Source organism: Pseudomonas sp. R15(2017) (genome assembly GCF_002112685.1).
Classification (GTDB): Bacteria; Pseudomonadota; Gammaproteobacteria; order Pseudomonadales; family Pseudomonadaceae; genus Aquipseudomonas; species Aquipseudomonas glycinae.
The window spans coordinates 136,665-152,779 of the sequence record NZ_NEII01000004.1; the positions used below are offsets into that span (position 1 = coordinate 136,665).

Annotated in this window: 18 protein-coding genes and 1 pseudogene; 16 read left to right on the forward strand and 3 right to left on the reverse strand. The window is 61.4% G+C overall.

The genetic code is table 11. From position 1 onward, the window contains the following. Positions 1–31 precede the first annotated feature (31 nt). The 5 genes from CAF77_RS10315 (at position 32) to CAF77_RS10335 (ending at position 5,845) form a co-directional block, all read left to right on the forward strand. Entirely contained in the window at positions 32–409 is a 378-nt protein-coding gene (locus CAF77_RS10315; RefSeq protein ID WP_011332068.1) for a gamma-butyrobetaine hydroxylase-like domain-containing protein, read from the forward strand. Positions 410–667: 258 nt separating this feature from the next. Then, positions 668–2,347 (forward strand): class II poly(R)-hydroxyalkanoic acid synthase, encoded by a 1,680-nt coding sequence (phaC, locus tag CAF77_RS10320; RefSeq protein ID WP_011332067.1) that lies wholly within the window; start codon positions 668–670, stop codon positions 2,345–2,347. Positions 2,348–2,507: 160 nt separating this feature from the next. Beyond that, on the forward strand, positions 2,508–3,362 hold the full coding sequence (phaZ, locus tag CAF77_RS10325) for a poly(3-hydroxyalkanoate) depolymerase (RefSeq protein ID WP_007952412.1): 855 nt from the start codon (positions 2,508–2,510) through the stop codon (positions 3,360–3,362). Between the two features lie 151 nt (positions 3,363–3,513). Next, positions 3,514–5,196: a class II poly(R)-hydroxyalkanoic acid synthase gene (gene phaC, locus CAF77_RS10330; protein WP_011332066.1), complete on the forward strand. Its 1,683-nt coding sequence runs from the start codon at positions 3,514–3,516 to the stop codon at positions 5,194–5,196. A 28-nt stretch (positions 5,197–5,224) separates the two neighbouring features. Then, positions 5,225–5,845, forward strand: a complete 621-nt coding sequence (locus CAF77_RS10335) for a TetR/AcrR family transcriptional regulator (protein WP_007952414.1) — start codon at positions 5,225–5,227, stop codon at positions 5,843–5,845. 70 nt (positions 5,846–5,915) lie between these two features. Here CAF77_RS10335 and CAF77_RS10340 read toward each other — a convergent pair whose 3' ends face one another. The 3 genes from CAF77_RS10340 to CAF77_RS10350 all read right to left on the reverse strand — a co-directional run bounded on the left by CAF77_RS10340 (position 5,916) and on the right by CAF77_RS10350 (position 7,746). Beyond that, positions 5,916–6,794, reverse strand: a complete 879-nt coding sequence (locus CAF77_RS10340) for a phasin family protein (RefSeq protein WP_085654418.1) — start codon at positions 6,792–6,794, stop codon at positions 5,916–5,918. Between the two features lie 10 nt (positions 6,795–6,804). After that, on the reverse strand, positions 6,805–7,227 hold the full coding sequence (locus tag CAF77_RS10345) for a phasin family protein (RefSeq protein WP_039772451.1): 423 nt from the start codon (positions 7,225–7,227) through the stop codon (positions 6,805–6,807). Positions 7,228–7,470: 243 nt separating this feature from the next. Next, a complete protein-coding gene (locus CAF77_RS10350) occupies positions 7,471–7,746 on the reverse strand; it encodes a polyhydroxyalkanoic acid system family protein (RefSeq protein ID WP_007952417.1) in 276 nt (91 codons plus the stop codon). A gap of 165 nt (positions 7,747–7,911) precedes the next feature. Between CAF77_RS10350 and ubiE the strand changes: the two genes are divergently transcribed. From ubiE to CAF77_RS29700, 11 genes and pseudogenes are all read left to right on the forward strand, one after another. Next, positions 7,912–8,682, forward strand: coding sequence for a bifunctional demethylmenaquinone methyltransferase/2-methoxy-6-polyprenyl-1,4-benzoquinol methylase UbiE (gene ubiE / locus CAF77_RS10355; protein WP_007952418.1), 771 nt, complete (start codon positions 7,912–7,914; stop codon positions 8,680–8,682). Further along, positions 8,682–9,305, forward strand: coding sequence for an SCP2 domain-containing protein (locus CAF77_RS10360; protein ID WP_007952419.1), 624 nt, complete (start codon positions 8,682–8,684; stop codon positions 9,303–9,305). The genes ubiE and CAF77_RS10360 overlap by 1 nt, the downstream gene beginning before the upstream one ends. After that, positions 9,302–10,906 carry a ubiquinone biosynthesis regulatory protein kinase UbiB gene (gene ubiB, locus CAF77_RS10365; protein WP_085654419.1) on the forward strand — a complete coding sequence of 535 codons (1,605 nt, stop codon included), beginning with the start codon at positions 9,302–9,304 and terminating at the stop codon, positions 10,904–10,906. Before CAF77_RS10360 ends, ubiB begins: the two co-directional genes overlap by 4 nt. An 80-nt stretch (positions 10,907–10,986) precedes the next feature. After that, a complete protein-coding gene (hisI, locus tag CAF77_RS10370; protein ID WP_007909357.1) occupies positions 10,987–11,388 on the forward strand; it encodes a phosphoribosyl-AMP cyclohydrolase in 402 nt (133 codons plus the stop codon). Further along, a complete protein-coding gene (locus CAF77_RS10375; protein WP_007952422.1) occupies positions 11,381–11,713 on the forward strand; it encodes a phosphoribosyl-ATP diphosphatase in 333 nt (110 codons plus the stop codon). The genes hisI and CAF77_RS10375 overlap by 8 nt, the downstream gene beginning before the upstream one ends. Before the next feature lie 25 nt (positions 11,714–11,738). Further along, positions 11,739–12,017, forward strand: coding sequence for a twin-arginine translocase TatA/TatE family subunit (locus tag CAF77_RS10380; protein ID WP_007952423.1), 279 nt, complete (start codon positions 11,739–11,741; stop codon positions 12,015–12,017). 10 nt (positions 12,018–12,027) lie between these two features. Beyond that, positions 12,028–12,474, forward strand: a complete 447-nt coding sequence (gene tatB / locus CAF77_RS10385; RefSeq protein WP_084777045.1) for a Sec-independent protein translocase protein TatB — start codon at positions 12,028–12,030, stop codon at positions 12,472–12,474. Then, on the forward strand, positions 12,471–13,259 hold the full coding sequence (tatC, locus tag CAF77_RS10390; protein WP_007952425.1) for a twin-arginine translocase subunit TatC: 789 nt from the start codon (positions 12,471–12,473) through the stop codon (positions 13,257–13,259). The genes tatB and tatC overlap by 4 nt, the downstream gene beginning before the upstream one ends. Continuing rightward, complete coding sequence (locus tag CAF77_RS10395; RefSeq protein WP_064382826.1) at positions 13,256–13,963, forward strand: 16S rRNA (uracil(1498)-N(3))-methyltransferase; 708 nt, start codon at positions 13,256–13,258, stop codon at positions 13,961–13,963. The genes tatC and CAF77_RS10395 overlap by 4 nt, the downstream gene beginning before the upstream one ends. A gap of 223 nt (positions 13,964–14,186) precedes the next feature. After that, positions 14,187–15,131 (forward strand): annotated as a pseudogene (locus tag CAF77_RS29695) (methyl-accepting chemotaxis protein); the annotation flags it as partial. A gap of 141 nt (positions 15,132–15,272) precedes the next feature. Continuing rightward, positions 15,273–15,986 carry a methyl-accepting chemotaxis protein gene (locus CAF77_RS29700; RefSeq protein ID WP_371857706.1) on the forward strand — a complete coding sequence of 238 codons (714 nt, stop codon included), beginning with the start codon at positions 15,273–15,275 and terminating at the stop codon, positions 15,984–15,986. Positions 15,987–16,115: the final 129 nt, after the last annotated feature.

The window sequence follows — 16,115 nt, forward strand, 5'->3', positions numbered from 1 at the left end:
ACAATTTTTTTCACCTGACGGAACGCCGGCAATGACCCAACTCCCCACCGACATCAAACTGCACAAAGCCTCGAAAACCCTGTCGCTCAAATACGCGTCCGGCGAGGAGTACACCCTGCCCGCCGAATTCCTGCGCGTGCACTCCCCCTCCGCCGAGGTCCAGGGCCACGGCAAACCGATCCTGCAATTCGGCAAGCTGCACGTCGGCCTGACCAAGGTAGAACCGGCCGGTCAGTACGCACTGAAACTGACCTTCGACGACGGTCACGACAGCGGTCTGTTCACCTGGGATTACCTGTACGAGCTGGGGCGACGTCATGACGCACTTTGGGCCGATTATCTGGCCGAACTCAAAGCCGCCGGCAAAACCCGCGACCCGGACCAGTCCGTCGTCAAGCTGATGCTCTAGTCCGCGCCTCGGACTGTTTAGAGGGCATTTTCTAGATTCATCTGTTTGAATGCTCCGCTAAAGCGGCCCGGGATCGGCTGCTTGCGAAAAAAATCAATCTCGGGTAACCAATGGAACTGGCAAGTTCCCTGCAGTGCTCTACGACTGTAAAGCAGCTATGCAGAATCAACGGTCACCCGAGCAGTAGTACCTGGCATTGGCTGTGGAACTGCACAGCAGAAAACCGGGTACTCGTCTCAGGACAATGGAGCGTCGTAGATGAGTAACAAGAATAACGATGATTTGAAGTACCAGGCCTCGGAGAACACCCTGGGGCTGAATCCTGTCGTTGGGCTACGCGGAAAGGATCTGCTGGCCTCTGCTCGAATGGTGCTGACCCAGGCCATCAAACAACCGATCCATAGTGTCAAACACGTCACCCAGTTCGGCCTCGAACTGAAGAACGTGCTGTTCGGCAAATCCGACCTGCAACCGGCGGGCGATGACCGTCGCTTCGTCGATCCGGCGTGGAGTCAGAACCCGCTGTACAAACGTTATCTGCAAACTTACCTGGCATGGCGCAAGGAACTCCATGCCTGGATCGACGACAGCAGCCTCTCGCCCAAGGACATCGCGCGTGGCCACTTCGTGATCAACCTGATGACCGAGGCGATGGCCCCGACCAACACGGCGGCCAACCCGGCGGCAGTCAAACGCTTCTTCGAGACCGGCGGCAAGAGCCTGCTCGACGGCCTCTCGCACCTGGCCAAGGATCTGGTGCACAACGGCGGCATGCCGAGCCAGGTCAACATGGGCGCGTTCGAGGTCGGCAAGAGCCTGGGCGTGACCGAAGGCGCGGTGGTGTTTCGCAACGATGTGCTGGAACTGATCCAGTACAAGCCGATCACCGAGCAAGTGCACGAGCGCCCGCTGCTGGTGGTGCCGCCGCAGATCAACAAGTTCTACGTATTCGACCTGAGCCCGGACAAGAGCCTGGCGCGCTTCTGCCTGCGCAACAATGTGCAGACCTTCATCGTCAGCTGGCGCAACCCGACCAAGGAACAGCGCGAGTGGGGCCTCTCGACCTACATCGAAGCCCTGAAGGAAGCGGTCGACGTGGTCACCGCGATCACCGGCAGCAAGGACGTCAACATGCTTGGCGCCTGCTCCGGCGGCATCACCTGCACCGCCCTGCTCGGCCACTATGCCGCCACGGGCGAGAACAAGGTCAATGCCCTGACCCTGCTGGTCAGCGTGCTCGACACCACCCTCGACAGTGATGTCGCACTGTTCGTCGACGAGCAGACGCTGGAAATGGCCAAGCGACACTCCTATCAGGCCGGCGTGCTCGAAGGCAAAGACATGGCCAAAGTCTTTGCCTGGATGCGTCCCAACGATCTGATCTGGAACTACTGGGTCAACAACTACCTGCTCGGCAACGAGCCGCCGGTGTTCGACATCCTGTTCTGGAACAACGATACGACTCGACTGCCGGCCGCGTTCCACGGCGACCTGATCGAGATGTTCAAAAACAACCCACTGATTCGCCCCAATGCACTGGAAGTGTGCGGCACGCCGATCGACCTCAAGCAGGTGACCGCCGACATCTTCTCGCTGGCCGGCACCAACGACCACATCACCCCGTGGAAGTCCTGCTACAAGTCGGCGCAGCTGTTCGGTGGCAAGGTGGAATTCGTGCTGTCGAGCAGCGGGCATATCCAGAGCATTCTGAACCCGCCGGGCAACCCGAAATCGCGCTACATGACCAGCGATGAAATGACCGCCAATGCCGATGACTGGCAGGAGAACTCGACCAAGCACGCCGACTCCTGGTGGCTGTACTGGCAGGCATGGCAGGCCGCGCGGTCGGGCGAATTGAAGAAAGCGCCAACGAAACTGGGCAACAAGGCGTATCCGGCAGGCGAAGCTTCACCGGGCACTTACGTACACGAGCGGTAACTGACACCTGAAGAAACTGTGGGAGCGGCGGTTCGACTTGCCGCGATAACGGTATTTCAGTCGACACATTGGCTGAAGCTGCCACCGTCATCGCGGGCAAGCCCGCTCCCACAGGGTTCGAGGTGGAACATAGAATTTGCGACCCACAGGGCCTTGAAGCATGCCGCACCCGTTCATCTTTCGAACCGTCGAGCTGGATGGCCAGACCATCCGCACGGCAGTCCGCCCCGGCAAGCCTCACTTGACGCCCTTGCTGATATTCAACGGCATCGGCGCCAACCTGGAGCTGGTGTTTCCTTTTGTCGCGGCGCTGGATCCGGACCTTGAAGTGATCGCCTTCGACGTGCCCGGTGTCGGCGGTTCCTCGACGCCGAGCCGGCCGTATCGCTTTCCGGGGCTGGCGAAGCTCACCGCGCGGATGCTCGATTACCTCGACTACGGACAGGTCAACGTGATCGGCGTGTCCTGGGGTGGCGCGCTGGCGCAACAGTTCGCCTACGACTATCCCGAGCGATGCAAAAAGCTGGTGCTGGCGGCGACCGCTGCCGGTGCGGTGATGGTGCCTGGCAAGCCGAAAGTGCTGTGGATGATGGCCAGCCCACGGCGCTATATCCAGCCGTCCCATGTGATCCGCATCGCCCCGATGATCTACGGCGGCTCGTTCCGCCGCGACCCGACACTCGCCGCCAGCCATGCGGCGAAGGTGCGTTCGGCGGGCAAGCTCGGCTACTACTGGCAACTGTTCGCGGGCCTGGGCTGGACCAGCATTCACTGGCTGCACAAGATCCACCAGCCGACCCTGGTGCTGGCCGGTGATGACGATCCGCTGATCCCGCTGATCAACATGCGCATGCTCGCCTGGCGCATCCCCAACGCGCAGCTGCACATCATCGACGACGGGCATCTGTTCCTGATTACCCGGGCCGAGGCGGTGGCGCCGATCATCATGAAATTCCTCCAGGAGGAACGTCAGCGTGCGGTGATGCATCCGCACCCGACACCGCTGGGCGGATAACCGTCCCGGCACGGATTTCTGGACAGCGTTTTGCAGCGCGTCTGGACAGGTGCGTGGCAGGAGGCCGCGCAAGCAGCAACCCGCAACAGCGTCTATGGTGTTCTGGTTCGGTGTGTTTGTTTTTGGCCTGAAGACGAAGGAGTGTTGAGTCATGCGTGACAAACCAGCGACGGGCGTCGTGCCCAGCCCCGCCGTGTTCATCAATGCACAGAGTGCCATGACCGGTCTGCGTGGCCGCGACCTGATCTCGACCTTGCGCAGCGTGGCAGCCCACGGCTTGCGCAATCCGATCCACAGTGCAAAACACGCCTTGAAGCTGGGAGGTGCGCTCGGACGCGTGCTGCTCGGCGAAACCCTGCACCCGACCAATCCGCAGGACAGCCGCTTTGCCGACCCGGCGTGGAGCCTGAACCCGTTCTACCGGCGCAGCCTGCAGGCTTATCTGGCCTGGCAGAAACAGGTCAAGAGCTGGATCGACGAGAGCAGCATGAGTGACGACGACCGCGCCCGCGCGCATTTCGCCTTCACCCTGCTCAACGACGCCGTGGCGCCTTCCAACACCCTGCTCAATCCGCTGGCTGTGAAAGAACTGTTCAACTCCGGCGGCCACAGTCTGGTGCGCGGTCTCAGCCATCTGATTGATGATCTGCTGCACAACGACGGCCTGCCACGCCAGGTCACCAAACAGGCTTTCGAAGTCGGCAAGACCGTCGCCACCACCACCGGCTCGGTGGTGTTTCGCAACGAAATGCTCGAGCTGATCCAGTACCGGCCGATGAGCGAGAAGCAGTATTCGAAACCGTTGCTGGTGGTGCCGCCGCAAATCAACAAGTACTACATTTTCGACCTCAGCCCGAGCAACAGCTTCGTCCAGTTTGCGCTGAAGAACGGCTTGCAGACCTTCATGATCAGCTGGCGCAACCCGGATGTGCGCCATCGTGAATGGGGCCTGTCGACCTACGTCGAAGCCGTGGAAGAAGCGATGAACATCTGCCGGGCGATCACCGGCGCCCGTGAGGTCAACCTGATGGGCGCCTGCGCCGGCGGGCTGACCATCGCCGCGCTGCAAGGGCATCTGCAGGCCAAGCGGCAGTTGCGGCGGGTCTCCAGCGCCACCTATCTGGTGAGCCTGCTCGACAGTGAAATGAACACCCCGGCCACCCTGTTCGCCGATGAGCAAACGCTCGAAGCGGCCAAGCGGCGCTCCTATCAGAAAGGCGTGCTGGACGGTCGCGACATGGCCAAGGTGTTCGCCTGGATGCGCCCCAACGATCTGATCTGGAGTTATTTCGTCAACAACTACCTGCTGGGCAAGGAGCCGCCGGCGTTCGACATTCTCTACTGGAACAACGACAGCACCCGCCTGCCCGCCGCGTTTCACGGCGACATTCTGGACTTCTTCAAGCACAACCCGTTGACCCATCCGGGGGGCCTGGAAGTGTGCGGCACGCCGATCGACCTGCAGAAGGTCACGGTCGACAGCTTCAGCGTGGCCGGCATGAACGACCACATCACGCCGTGGGACGCGGTGTATCGCTCGACACTGTTGCTGGGCGGCGAGCGGCGCTTCGTGCTGTCCAACAGCGGCCACGTGCAGAGCATCCTCAACCCGCCGGGCAACCCGAAAGCCCATTACGTCGAGAACGGAAAGCTCAGCAGCGATCCGCGCGCCTGGTACTACGACGCCAAGAAAGTCGACGGCAGTTGGTGGCCGCAGTGGCTGGAGTGGGTGCAGCAGCGCTCCGGCACCCTGCACGAAACCCGGATGACCCTCGGCAACGCCAATTACCCACCGATGGAAGCGGCACCCGGCACCTATGTGCGTGTGCGCTGACTGACTCAAGCCCTTTTAAGAAGACTGGATGAAAACAAGCGAACGGATCCTCGAATGTGCCCTGCAGTTGTTCAATGAAAAGGGCGAGCCGAACGTCTCCACCATGGAGGTTGCCAATGAGATGGGGATCAGCCCCGGCAACCTCTACTACCACTTCCACGGCAAGGAACCGCTGATTCTCGGGTTGTTCGAGCGTTTCCAGAACGACCTCGCCCCGCTGCTCGACCCGCCCGCCGATGTTGAACTGGCGCCGGAGGATTACTGGCTGTTCCTGCACCTGATCGTCGAACGGCTGGCGCAGTACCGTTTTCTGTTCCAGGACCTGTCGAACCTGGCCGGGCGTCTGCCGAAACTGGCCAAGGGCATTCGCCAGTTTCTCAACGTGCTCAAGCGTACGCTCGCGTCATTGCTGGCGCGCTTGAAAGCGTCGGGGCAACTGGTCAGCGACACCCAGGCGCTGGGGCAACTGGTGGAGCAGATCACCATGACCTTGCTGTTCTCGCTGGACTATCAACGGATTCTTGATCGTGAAGGGGAAGTGCGGCTGGTGGTGTACCAGATCATGATGCTGGTGGCGCCGCATCTGTTGCCGCCGGTGAAGGTGGCGACGGAGAGGATGGCTTTGCAGTACCTCGAAGATCACGAGTAATCCGACGGCGTTTACCCAAACAAAAACGCCCGACCTTCACAGGCCGGGCGTTTTTTTGAGCCCTGAAAAATCAGGACTGACTGGTTGGCGTCGACGGAGTCGATGCAGCAGTCGGAGCAGGCGCCGGGGTTGGAGCCGAGGCGGAGTTCGACGTGCTTGCCAGTGCTTGCGGTGTGGTCACCGGTTTTGGTGCTGCAGCTTTCGGCGCAGCGGCTTTCGGCGCGGCCGGTTTTTTCACTGCCGGTTTTTTCGCCGCAGCCGGTTTGGCGGCAGGCTTGGCAGCGGGTTTGGCGGCAGCCGTTTTCGCTGCAGGCTTGGCCGCCGGTTTGGCAGCTGGTTTTGCTGCCGTTTTTGCAACTGGCTTGGCGGCGGCCTTGGCAGCAACCGGTTTGGCCGCGGCTTTCGCTGCAGGCTTGGCGGCAGCGGTTTTGGCTGCTGCTTTTGCGGCCGGTTTGGCGGCGGCTTTAGCCAGTGGCTTGGCAGCGGTTTTGGCCGCAGGCTTGGCTGCTGCGGTTTTCGCCGCGACAGGCTGAGCTTTCAGGCCGGTGAGTTTTTCGATCTGCCTGGTCAGGGTATCGACCTTTTTGTGCAGATCCTTCACCTCGTTGCGGCTCGGTACGCCCAGGCGCGAAATCGCACTGTTCAGGCGCTTGTCGAAAGCCCCTTCCAGCTGATCCCAGGTGCCCAGTGCGCGATCTTTCACGCCGCTGATGCGCGATTTTGCCGAGCTTGCAGAATCCTTGGCAGCATCGACTTTCTTGCCGACTGCAGCCTTGGTGAGCTTCTCGGCTTTCTCGCCGTCTTTGACCAATGTATCGAAGAGCTTGCTGCCGTCAGTGTCGATCTTCGAGTACACGCCTAAACCAGCCAGCCAGATCTTGCGGGAATAGTCTTCGACTTTTCCGATCCACGAGCTGCCTTCTTTATCGGTGTTCTTTTTACCAGCCATCCCGTTCTCCTTAAGATTTACGCGCGACGCGTTCGAGCAATGCCGTCAGCTCATCGAGCTTAGCAGAGAGTGTCTCAACGTCATGTTTAGACGGAATGCCGATACGATTCAAGGCACTGGCCACACGTGTGTCGAACGCCTTCTCGACCTTGTCGAGCTGAACTTCGACCCGGCCTTTGAAAGAGCTGACTTCGCTCTTGGCTTCATCGATCTCGGCGTTGGCTGCTTCGAGTTTTTCGGTGACGGCTTTTTTGCCTTTCTTTTCAACAGTTTGACCAGCCTTGATCAACTCCTGAAAGTACTCGCTGCCCTCCTGACCGACCTTGGTGTAGGCACCCAGGCCTGCCAGCCAGATCTTGCGGGCATAGGATTTGACGTCGCTCAGAGCGGAAGTCGAAGCGTCGATTTTTTTCTTCAAAATGACTTTGGCCATGGTGCACCTCACGCGCAGAAGGTTTGAGGAACTGCCCTGACGAGTGTCGGGCTCAGGCACAAAGTAGGGAGAAAAATTAGAAACGGCACCCTAACAACTGACATAAAAGACGGGGCAAACACGTACCCTGTGGGAGCGGGCTTGCCCGCGATAGCGTAGGTTCAGCCGATAAAGATGCTGGATTTGCCGACGCCATCGCGGGCAAGCCCGCTCCCACAAGGATTTGAAGCTGCAAGAACCGCGTCAGACCAGCGCTTTATCCAGCGCCTTCTCGATCTCGGCTTTGATCATGCCGCTCATGGCCGACATCATCAGGCCCAGTTCGACGTCGACCCGGATCGAATCCTCGGCCACATGCACCGCGCCCTTCACGCCCGAACGCTTGAGGTTCAGGACATCGCCCGACCACTGCGGCTCCAGGCCATATTGATCGGAAAGTTTCTGCGCCAGTTTGTCGGCTTTCTCGCGGGCTGCTTCCTTGCCCAGGCTGTGGGCACGCTCAACACTGATATGGGCCATTGAATGACTCCTGCTTTTTGAATGGGGCTATGAATGCCTGCAACGAATCTTGACCGCCACTGCGGCAAATCGTCCCGAAGGTTGCCCATCTTACCTTTAGCCATTCCAAGACAAAGCATGGCTTGGGGATTAGAATGTCGCGCATTCTCTTTTGGTGACAGCGATATGACTGATCAGCGCAAAGGCAGCGATGCCGAACCCACCACTCACTTCGGCTTCAAAAACGTTCCGGAAAGCCAGAAAGCGGAAAAAGTCGCTGAGGTTTTCCACTCCGTAGCGGCGAAGTACGACCTGATGAACGACCTTTTGTCGGGCGGCATGCACCGTCTGTGGAAGCGTTTCGCGATCGAACTGTCGGGCGTACGCGCCGGCAACCGCGTGCTGGACATCGCCGGTGGCACGGGCGATCTGACCAAGAAGTTCTCGCACCTGGTCGGCCCGACCGGTCAGGTGGTGCTGGCCGACATCAACGAATCCATGCTCAAGGTCGGCCGTGACCGGCTGCTGGATGTCGGCGTGTCGGGCAATGTCGAGTTCGTTCAGGCCGACGCTGAAAAGCTGCCGTTCCCGGACAACCATTTCGACTGCGTGACCATCGCTTTCGGCCTGCGCAACGTGACGCACAAGGAAGACGCCCTGCGCTCGATGTTGCGCGTACTCAAGCCGGGCGGTCGCCTGCTGGTACTGGAATTCTCCAAGCCGACCAACGCGCTGATGTCCAAGGCCTACGACGCCTATTCGTTCGCCTTCATGCCGCTGATGGGCAAGCTGATCACCAACGACTCGGAAAGCTATCGTTACCTGGCCGAATCGATCCGCATGCACCCGAATCAGGAAACCCTGAAGTCGATGATGGTCGACGCCGGTTTCGACCGCGTGACCTATCACAACATGACCGCAGGCATCGTCGCCCTGCACCGCGGCATCAAACCCTGATGCTGCTGACCGGGCTGCTCGCCAGCGTCGAACTCGGCCTGAACCGCGTGCTGCGTCTCGACAGCACGGCGCTGCCGCGACTGGCGCATCTGACCGGCAAAGTGATTGCCGTGGATTGCCGCAGCCCGGCGCTGCAACTGTTCATCCTGCCGAGCGACGAAGGCCTGATGCTGGCGTCCCACTGGGAAACCGGCGTCGACTGCACCCTGCGCGCCCCGGCCTCGAGCCTGGTGAAACTGGCCCTGAGCAAGGACAAGACGGCGGTGCTGCACGCACCGGAAGTCGAACTCGACGGTGACAGCGGCGTGCTGCTGGAACTGGCCGGCGTGCTGCAGGACCTCGAGCTGGACTGGGAGTACGAACTCTCGCGCTGGCTGGGCCCGGTCGCCACGCAACTGGTCGGCGGTCACCTGCGCAGCCGCGCCCGCTGGTATCAACAAGGATTTGCCAGCCTCAACCAGAACCTCGCCGAATACCTGGCCGAAGAATCGCGCACCCTCGTCGGGCAGCGCGAAGCCGAAGCCCGCTTCAGCGAACTGGACCGGATCAAACTCGATCTGGAACGTCTCGAGGCGCGCTTCGAGCGCCTTTCCCGATCCCTCGACCCAAGCGATAACGCATGAAGCTGCTCGCCGTCCGCCGTCTGTTGCGCATCCAGCGCGTCGTGATCCGCTACCGCCTCGATGACCTGCTGTTCGATCTGCCTTTGCCGTGGTTCCTGCTGGCGCTGCGCTACGTCTTGCCGTGGCGCTGGTTCCCGCGCAAGCCGCTGGAGCTCAGCCGTGGCGCACGTCTACGCCTGGCGTTGCAGGATCTGGGGCCGATCTTCATCAAGTTCGGGCAGATCCTCTCGACCCGCCGCGACCTGCTGCCGGAAGACATCGCCGATGAGCTGATGCGGTTGCAGGACCGGGTGCCGCCATTCGATTCGCAGCTGTCGGTCAAGCTGATCGAAGAGCAACTGGGCAAGAAGATCAGCGAAGTGTTCAGTCGCTTCGACGTCGAACCGCTGGCCTCGGCCTCGGTGGCGCAGGTACACGCCGCGCAACTGAAGACCGGCGAAGAAGTGGTGGTCAAGGTGATCCGCCCGGGCCTGAAACCGGTGATCGCCCAGGATCTGGCGTGGCTGTTCATCCTCGCCCGCGCCGCCGAAAAGGTCTCCGCCGACGCCCGCCTGCTGCACCCGGTGGACGTGGTCAGCGACTACGAAAAAACCATCTACGACGAACTCGACCTGTTGCGCGAGGCGGCCAACGCCAGCCAGTTGAAGCGCAACTTCGAGGGCTCGCCGCTGCTCTACGTGCCACAAGTCTATTGGGACTGGTGCCGGCCGAAAGTGCTGGTGATGGAGCGCATCTACGGGATCCAGGTGACGGATCTGGCAACCCTCGCCGACCAGCGCACCGACATGAAAATGCTCGCCGAACGCGGCGTGGAGATCTTCTTCACCCAGGTGTTCCGCGACAGTTTCTTCCATGCCGACATGCACCCGGGCAACATCTTCGTCAGCACCGTCAATCCGTGGAGCCCGCAGTACATTGCGATCGACTGCGGCATCGTCGGCAGCCTGACCCCGGAAGACCAGGACTATCTGGCACGCAACCTGTTCGCCTTCTTCAAGCGCGACTACCGCCGCGTGGCGCAATTGCACATCGATTCAGGCTGGGTGCCGGCGGAAACCAAGCTCAACGAATTCGAAGCGGCGATCCGTACCGTGTGCGAGCCGATCTTCGAAAAACCATTAAAAGATATTTCATTTGGCCAGGTGCTGATGCGCCTGTTCCAGACCGCGCGCCGCTTCAACATGGAAGTACAACCGCAACTCGTACTGCTGCAAAAGACATTGCTGAACATCGAAGGCCTGGGCCGTCAGCTGTACCCGGATCTGGATCTGTGGAACACCGCGCAGCCGTTCCTCGAACGCTGGATGCGCGAGCGCGTCAGCCCGAAAGCCTTGATCGGCAACGTCCAGAGCCAGTTCGAACAGCTGCCGCACCTGGCCAACATGGCCCGCGACCTGCTCGAACGCATGTCCCAACCCCACGCCAACGACCCACCGCCACCGTGGAAAAAACGCAAGGACGACTGGTTCCTGCGCCTGCTCGGCAGTGCCCATCTGGCGGGCGGTACGATCCTCGCCGCCGGGGGCCCGCTGCACGAACTGGGGCATTGGCCCGCCGGGATCATGGTGGCAGTCGGCTTGTATCTGGTCGTTCGCCGATAGCCAGTTCCGTGATCGGCTGGCACACTGTTTCAACGCCTGAACCCGACTATTGAAGTGTGGGTTCGCTGTCGGAGTCGAAGATGAAAAACTGGCTGGACGAGATCAAGTGGGACGCCGATGGCCTGGTGCCGGCGATTGCCCAGGATCACAAGACCGGACGCGTATTGATGATGGCCTGGATGAACCGCGAAGCCCTGGAGCTGACCGCGGCGGAAAACCGTGCCATCTATTGGTCACGTTCCCGTGGCAAGCTGTGGCGCAAGGGCGAAGAGTCCGGGCACGTACAGACGCTGCATGAAATGCGTCTGGACTGCGACGCCGACGTCATCATCCTGATGGTCGAGCAGATCGGCGACATCGCTTGCCATACTGGCCGTCAAAGCTGCTTCTACCGCGTCTTCGAAAACGGCGACTGGAAAACGGTCGACCCGGTCCTGAAAGACCCGCACGCTATTTACTCCGCAGGACACAAACATGAGTGACACTCTGACTCGCCTTGCTCAGGTGCTGGAAGAGCGCAAGGGCGCAGCCGCCGACAGCTCGTATGTCGCCAGCCTGTATCACAAGGGTCTGAACAAGATTCTGGAAAAGGTCGGCGAAGAATCGGTTGAAACAATCATCGCCGCCAAGGACGCCGCCGTCAGCGGCGACTGCAGCGACGTGATCTACGAGACCGCCGACCTGTGGTTCCACAGCATGGTCATGCTTGCCCAGCTGGGGCAGCATCCGCAGGCAGTGCTGGATGAGCTGGATCGCCGCTTCGGCCTGTCCGGACACGTCGAGAAAGCCTCGCGTCCGTCCGCCTGAACAACTTCAAGAGAGGAACAGCAACATGGGCATTTTTGACTGGAAACACTGGATCGTCATCCTGGTGGTCGTGGTACTGGTGTTCGGCACCAAGAAACTGAAGAACCTCGGCACCGACGTTGGCGAGTCGATCAAGGGCTTTCGCAAAGCCATGAACGACGACGAAAAACCGGCCGACCCGACCGTCACGCCTGCGCAACCGGTACCGCCGGTGCAGCCGCAAGCCACTGCTCAGGCCAACCCGCCGCACACCATCGACGTGCAGGCGCAGAAAGTCGAAGAGCCGATCCGCAAAGACGTGTGAGCACTGACTAATGTTTGGTATCAGCTTCTCTGAACTGCTGCTCGTCGGCCTCGTCGCCCTGCTGGTGCTGGGCCCCGAGCGTCTGCCGGGCGCTGCACGCACCGCCGGCCTGTGGGTCGGACGGCTGAAGCGCAGCTTCAACGCGATCAAACAGGAAGTTGAGCGTGAAATCGGTGCCGACGAAATCCGTCGGCAACTGCACAACGAGCACATCCTGTCGCTGGAACAGGAGGCGCGGAAGATTTTCACGCCGGTTCAGCAGGAGCCGACGCCGGTCGAGCACGTGGGTGAGCAGACGATTCATGCGCCTGCCGCCGCGACGCCACCAGCACCTGTCGTAGCGCCAACCGATTCTGCACCTGCTGTCGCAGCCACGACGGTTGAACATGTAGCTCCAACCGCCGCGCCGACCACACCAGCGCCTCACGACCCAACATTGCCGCCGCGAGCCCCATGAGCGATCTCCCCGAAAACGACCAGCACATGCCGCTGGTTTCGCACCTCACCGAGTTGCGCACCCGCCTGCTGCGTTGCGTCGCGGCGATCTTCATCATCTTCGCCGGGCTGTTTGCCTTTACCCAGCAGATCTACACCTTCGTCTCGACGCCGCTGCGCGAATACCTGCCGGCCGGTGCGACGATGATCGCCACCGACGTGTCGTCGCCGTTCCTGACGCCGCTGAAACTGACGATGATGGTCTCGCTGTTCCTGGCGATTCCGGTGATCCTGCATCAGATCTGGGGCTTCATCGCACCGGGCCTGTACAAGCACGAGAAGCGTGTCGCGGTGCCGTTGCTGATCTCCAGCATCCTGCTGTTCTACACCGGCATGGCGTTCGCCTACTTCTTCGTGTTCCCGCTGATCTTCAAGTTCTTCGCCTCGGCCACCCCGGCCGGCGTGGAAATGATGACCGACATCACCAGTTACCTCGATTTCGTCATGACGCTGTTCTTCGCTTTCGGCGTGGCGTTTGAAATCCCGGTGGCCGTGGTGCTGCTGGTGTGGATCGGCGTGGTCGACGTCAAATACCTGAAGAAGATTCGTCCGTATGTAATCATCGGCTGCTTCGTGGTGGGCATGATCCTGACCCCGCCGGACATCTTCTCCCAGACCCTGCTGGCCGTGCCGATGTGGATGCTGTTCGAAGTCGGCATCCTTTTCGGCAGCCTGGTCAGCAAGCGCGAGCGCCCGGAAGAAACCGCCGACGATCACAACGACCAGCCGCCAGCGACTCAGCCATGAACCTGCTGCTGCTCGAAGAGGCCGACTTCATTGCGGCCGACCGCGTCGTGCTGCGTGATCGGCGCCTGACCCACATGCAGGAAGTCCACCGTTCGGAAGTCGGCGACAGCCTGCGGGTCGGGCGGATCGGCGGGTTGATGGGCTCGGCCGAGCTGCTGCGCCTGGACGCGGGTGAAGCCGAGCTTCGGGTCACCCTCGATCAACCGCCACCGGCCAAACTGCCGCTGACCCTGGTACTCGCCCTACCCCGCCCTAAGATGCTGCGCCGGGTGTTCCAGACAGTGGCGACCATGGGCGTGTCGAAGGTGATTCTGGTCAACAGCTACCGGGTCGAGAAAAGCTTCTGGCAGACGCCGTTCCTCGAACCGGACGCCATCCGCGAACAACTGATCCTCGGCCTCGAACAGGCCCGCGATACCGTGCTGCCGGAAATCATCATCGAGAAGCGCTTCAAGCCGTTCGTCGAAGATCGCCTGCCAGCCATCACCGACGGCACCCTCGGCCTTGTCGGTCATCCGGGCAATTTCCCGCCCTGCCCCCGCGCCCTGAACGAACCGGTGACCCTGGCCATCGGCCCCGAGGGTGGCTGGATTCCCTACGAAATCGATCTGCTGGCCAAGGCCGGGCTGCAACCGGTGCAACTGGGCGAGCGAATCCTGCGGGTCGAAACCGCCGTCACCGCGCTGCTGGCCCGGCTGTTCTGAGCGCTTCTGTTCTAAGCGCTTCGCCGGACAAAAGGCGTTACAGATTGCCATCATCCGGCCGATACCCTCTCCATAAGTCCAATTAGTGGTCCGAGGGAGTCGTCGCATGTACCGTTGGTTAGCCGAGAGTCTTGGAAACGTCAGCGTCAAACGTAAGCTTGGAATCGGTTTCGGCCTGGTGCTGCTGCTGACCCTGTTGATCACCTTCACCGGCTGGACCGGCATGAGCGGGATCATCAGCCGGGGTGACAAGCTCGGCTTCATCTCCAGCCTCAACGAGCTGACCAAAGACCTGCGCCTGGCACGCCTGGACTATGAAGCCCGCCGTGGCGAACAGGGCCCTGGCGCGGTCAATGACCTGCTCGGCAAGCTCGACAGCGGCCTGCAAAGCGCGCGCGGCATGATCGAGCAACCGTCCGACGTGGCCATGATCGACCAGCAACTGGCGGCGGTCGCCGAGTACAAACGCGCCTTTGGCGACATGACCCAGGCCACCGTGCAGCGTGAAGACGCCCGCAGCAAACTCGGCGCCAGCGCCGATAACGCCGTGGCCAAGGTCAGCGAAGTCGAGAAATCCCTGCTGCAAGGCGACAGCGTTGCGCAATTCAACAGCGTGATCGAGCTGAGCAAACTGCTGCAGCAGGCGCGCTATCAGGTGCGCGGCTACACCTACAGCGGCAAGGCCGAAGCCGAACAACCGGCGCTGGATGCCATCGCCGCGGCTCTGAACAATCTGGAAAGCCTGCCGAGCAAACTGCCCGAGCAACACATCGCCAACCTGCAGCAGGCCACCGAATCGCTGAAGGCTTACCGCGCCGCCGTCAGCCAGTTCCGCGACTCCCAGGTGAACAACGCCAAGGCGCTGGCTCGCATGTCGGCTCAAGGCGACATCCTGCTCGACGTCAGCAAGAAGCTCACGGTGTCCCAGACCATCGTCCGCGACACCGATGCCGCGCACGCCAAAAACATGCTGATGATCGCCACCCTGCTGGCCCTGGCCTTCGGTCTGCTCGCGGCCTGGGCGATCACCCGACAGATCATCATTCCGCTGGAGCAGACCCTGAAAGTCGCCGAACGCGTGGCCGCCGGTGACCTGACCCACAATCTGGTGTCCCTGCGCCGTGACGAACTCGGTCAGCTGCAGCGTTCGATGCAGAGCATGACCCAGGGCCTGCGCGAATTGATCGGCGGCATCAGCGACGGCGTGACCCAGATCGCCAGCGCCGCCGAAGAGTTGTCCGCGGTGACCGAGCAGACCAGCGCCGGGGTGAACAATCAGAAAGTCGAAACCGACCAGGTCGCGACCGCCATGAACGAAATGGCCGCCACCGTGCAGGAAGTCGCGCGCAACGCCGAGGAAGCTTCGGAAGCCGCGGTCGCTGCTGACCAGCAGGCCCGTGAAGGCGACAAGGTGGTTGGCGAAGCCATTGCCCAGATCGAACGTCTGGCCGCTGAAGTCGGCCATTCCACCGAGGCCATGGGCGAGCTCAAGCGCGAAAGCGACAAGATCGGCAGCGTGCTCGACGTGATCAAGTCCGTAGCCCAACAAACCAACCTGCTGGCCCTAAACGCCGCCATCGAGGCCGCCCGTGCCGGTGAAGCCGGACGTGGCTTTGCGGTGGTTGCCGACGAAGTCCGCAGCCTGGCCCAGCGCACTCAGAAGTCCACGGAAGAGATCGAAGAACTGATCGTCGGCCTGCAGAACGGCACCCAGCAAGTCGCGACGATCATGGACAACAGCCGCACCCTGACCGACAGCAGCGTCGAGCTGACCCGGCGTGCCGGTGGTTCGCTGGAAAGCATCACCCGTACCGTTTCGGCGATTCAGGCGATGAACCAGCAGATCGCCGCAGCGGCCGAGCAGCAGAGCGCCGTGGCTGAAGAGATCAACCGCAGCGTGCTGAACGTGCGGGATGTCTCGGACCAGACCTCGGCGGCCAGTGAAGAGACGGCGGCCTCCAGCGTCGAGCTGGCGCGTTTGGGCACTCACCTGCAAACGCTGGTGGGCCGGTTCAAGGTGTAAGTGGACGCCCGATCGTTCCCACGCTCCGCGTGGGAATGCATCCTGTGACGCTCCGCGTCACGCTTGCGAAGGGACGCAGAGCGTCCTGGGCGGCATTCCCACGCAGAGCGTGGGAACGATCAGTGATAA

Coding starts and splice junctions, on each gene's coding strand:
- tatB (WP_084777045.1), top strand. CDS start 12,028: ATGTTTGGTATCAGCTTCTCTGAACTGCTGCTCGTCGGCCTCGTCGCC.
- CAF77_RS10395 (WP_064382826.1), top strand. CDS start 13,256: ATGAACCTGCTGCTGCTCGAAGAGGCCGACTTCATTGCGGCCGACCGC.
- CAF77_RS10380 (WP_007952423.1), top strand. CDS start 11,739: ATGGGCATTTTTGACTGGAAACACTGGATCGTCATCCTGGTGGTCGTG.
- CAF77_RS10340 (WP_085654418.1), bottom strand. CDS start 6,794: ATGGCTGGTAAAAAGAACACCGATAAAGAAGGCAGCTCGTGGATCGGA.
- CAF77_RS10335 (WP_007952414.1), top strand. CDS start 5,225: ATGAAAACAAGCGAACGGATCCTCGAATGTGCCCTGCAGTTGTTCAAT.
- phaC (WP_011332067.1), top strand. CDS start 668: ATGAGTAACAAGAATAACGATGATTTGAAGTACCAGGCCTCGGAGAAC.
- phaC (WP_011332066.1), top strand. CDS start 3,514: ATGCGTGACAAACCAGCGACGGGCGTCGTGCCCAGCCCCGCCGTGTTC.
- CAF77_RS10350 (WP_007952417.1), bottom strand. CDS start 7,746: ATGGCCCATATCAGTGTTGAGCGTGCCCACAGCCTGGGCAAGGAAGCA.
- CAF77_RS10315 (WP_011332068.1), top strand. CDS start 32: ATGACCCAACTCCCCACCGACATCAAACTGCACAAAGCCTCGAAAACC.
- CAF77_RS10360 (WP_007952419.1), top strand. CDS start 8,682: ATGCTGCTGACCGGGCTGCTCGCCAGCGTCGAACTCGGCCTGAACCGC.
- phaZ (WP_007952412.1), top strand. CDS start 2,508: ATGCCGCACCCGTTCATCTTTCGAACCGTCGAGCTGGATGGCCAGACC.
- hisI (WP_007909357.1), top strand. CDS start 10,987: ATGAAAAACTGGCTGGACGAGATCAAGTGGGACGCCGATGGCCTGGTG.
- tatC (WP_007952425.1), top strand. CDS start 12,471: ATGAGCGATCTCCCCGAAAACGACCAGCACATGCCGCTGGTTTCGCAC.
- CAF77_RS29700 (WP_371857706.1), top strand. CDS start 15,273: ATGAACGAAATGGCCGCCACCGTGCAGGAAGTCGCGCGCAACGCCGAG.
- CAF77_RS10375 (WP_007952422.1), top strand. CDS start 11,381: ATGAGTGACACTCTGACTCGCCTTGCTCAGGTGCTGGAAGAGCGCAAG.
- ubiE (WP_007952418.1), top strand. CDS start 7,912: ATGACTGATCAGCGCAAAGGCAGCGATGCCGAACCCACCACTCACTTC.
- CAF77_RS10345 (WP_039772451.1), bottom strand. CDS start 7,227: ATGGCCAAAGTCATTTTGAAGAAAAAAATCGACGCTTCGACTTCCGCT.
- ubiB (WP_085654419.1), top strand. CDS start 9,302: ATGAAGCTGCTCGCCGTCCGCCGTCTGTTGCGCATCCAGCGCGTCGTG.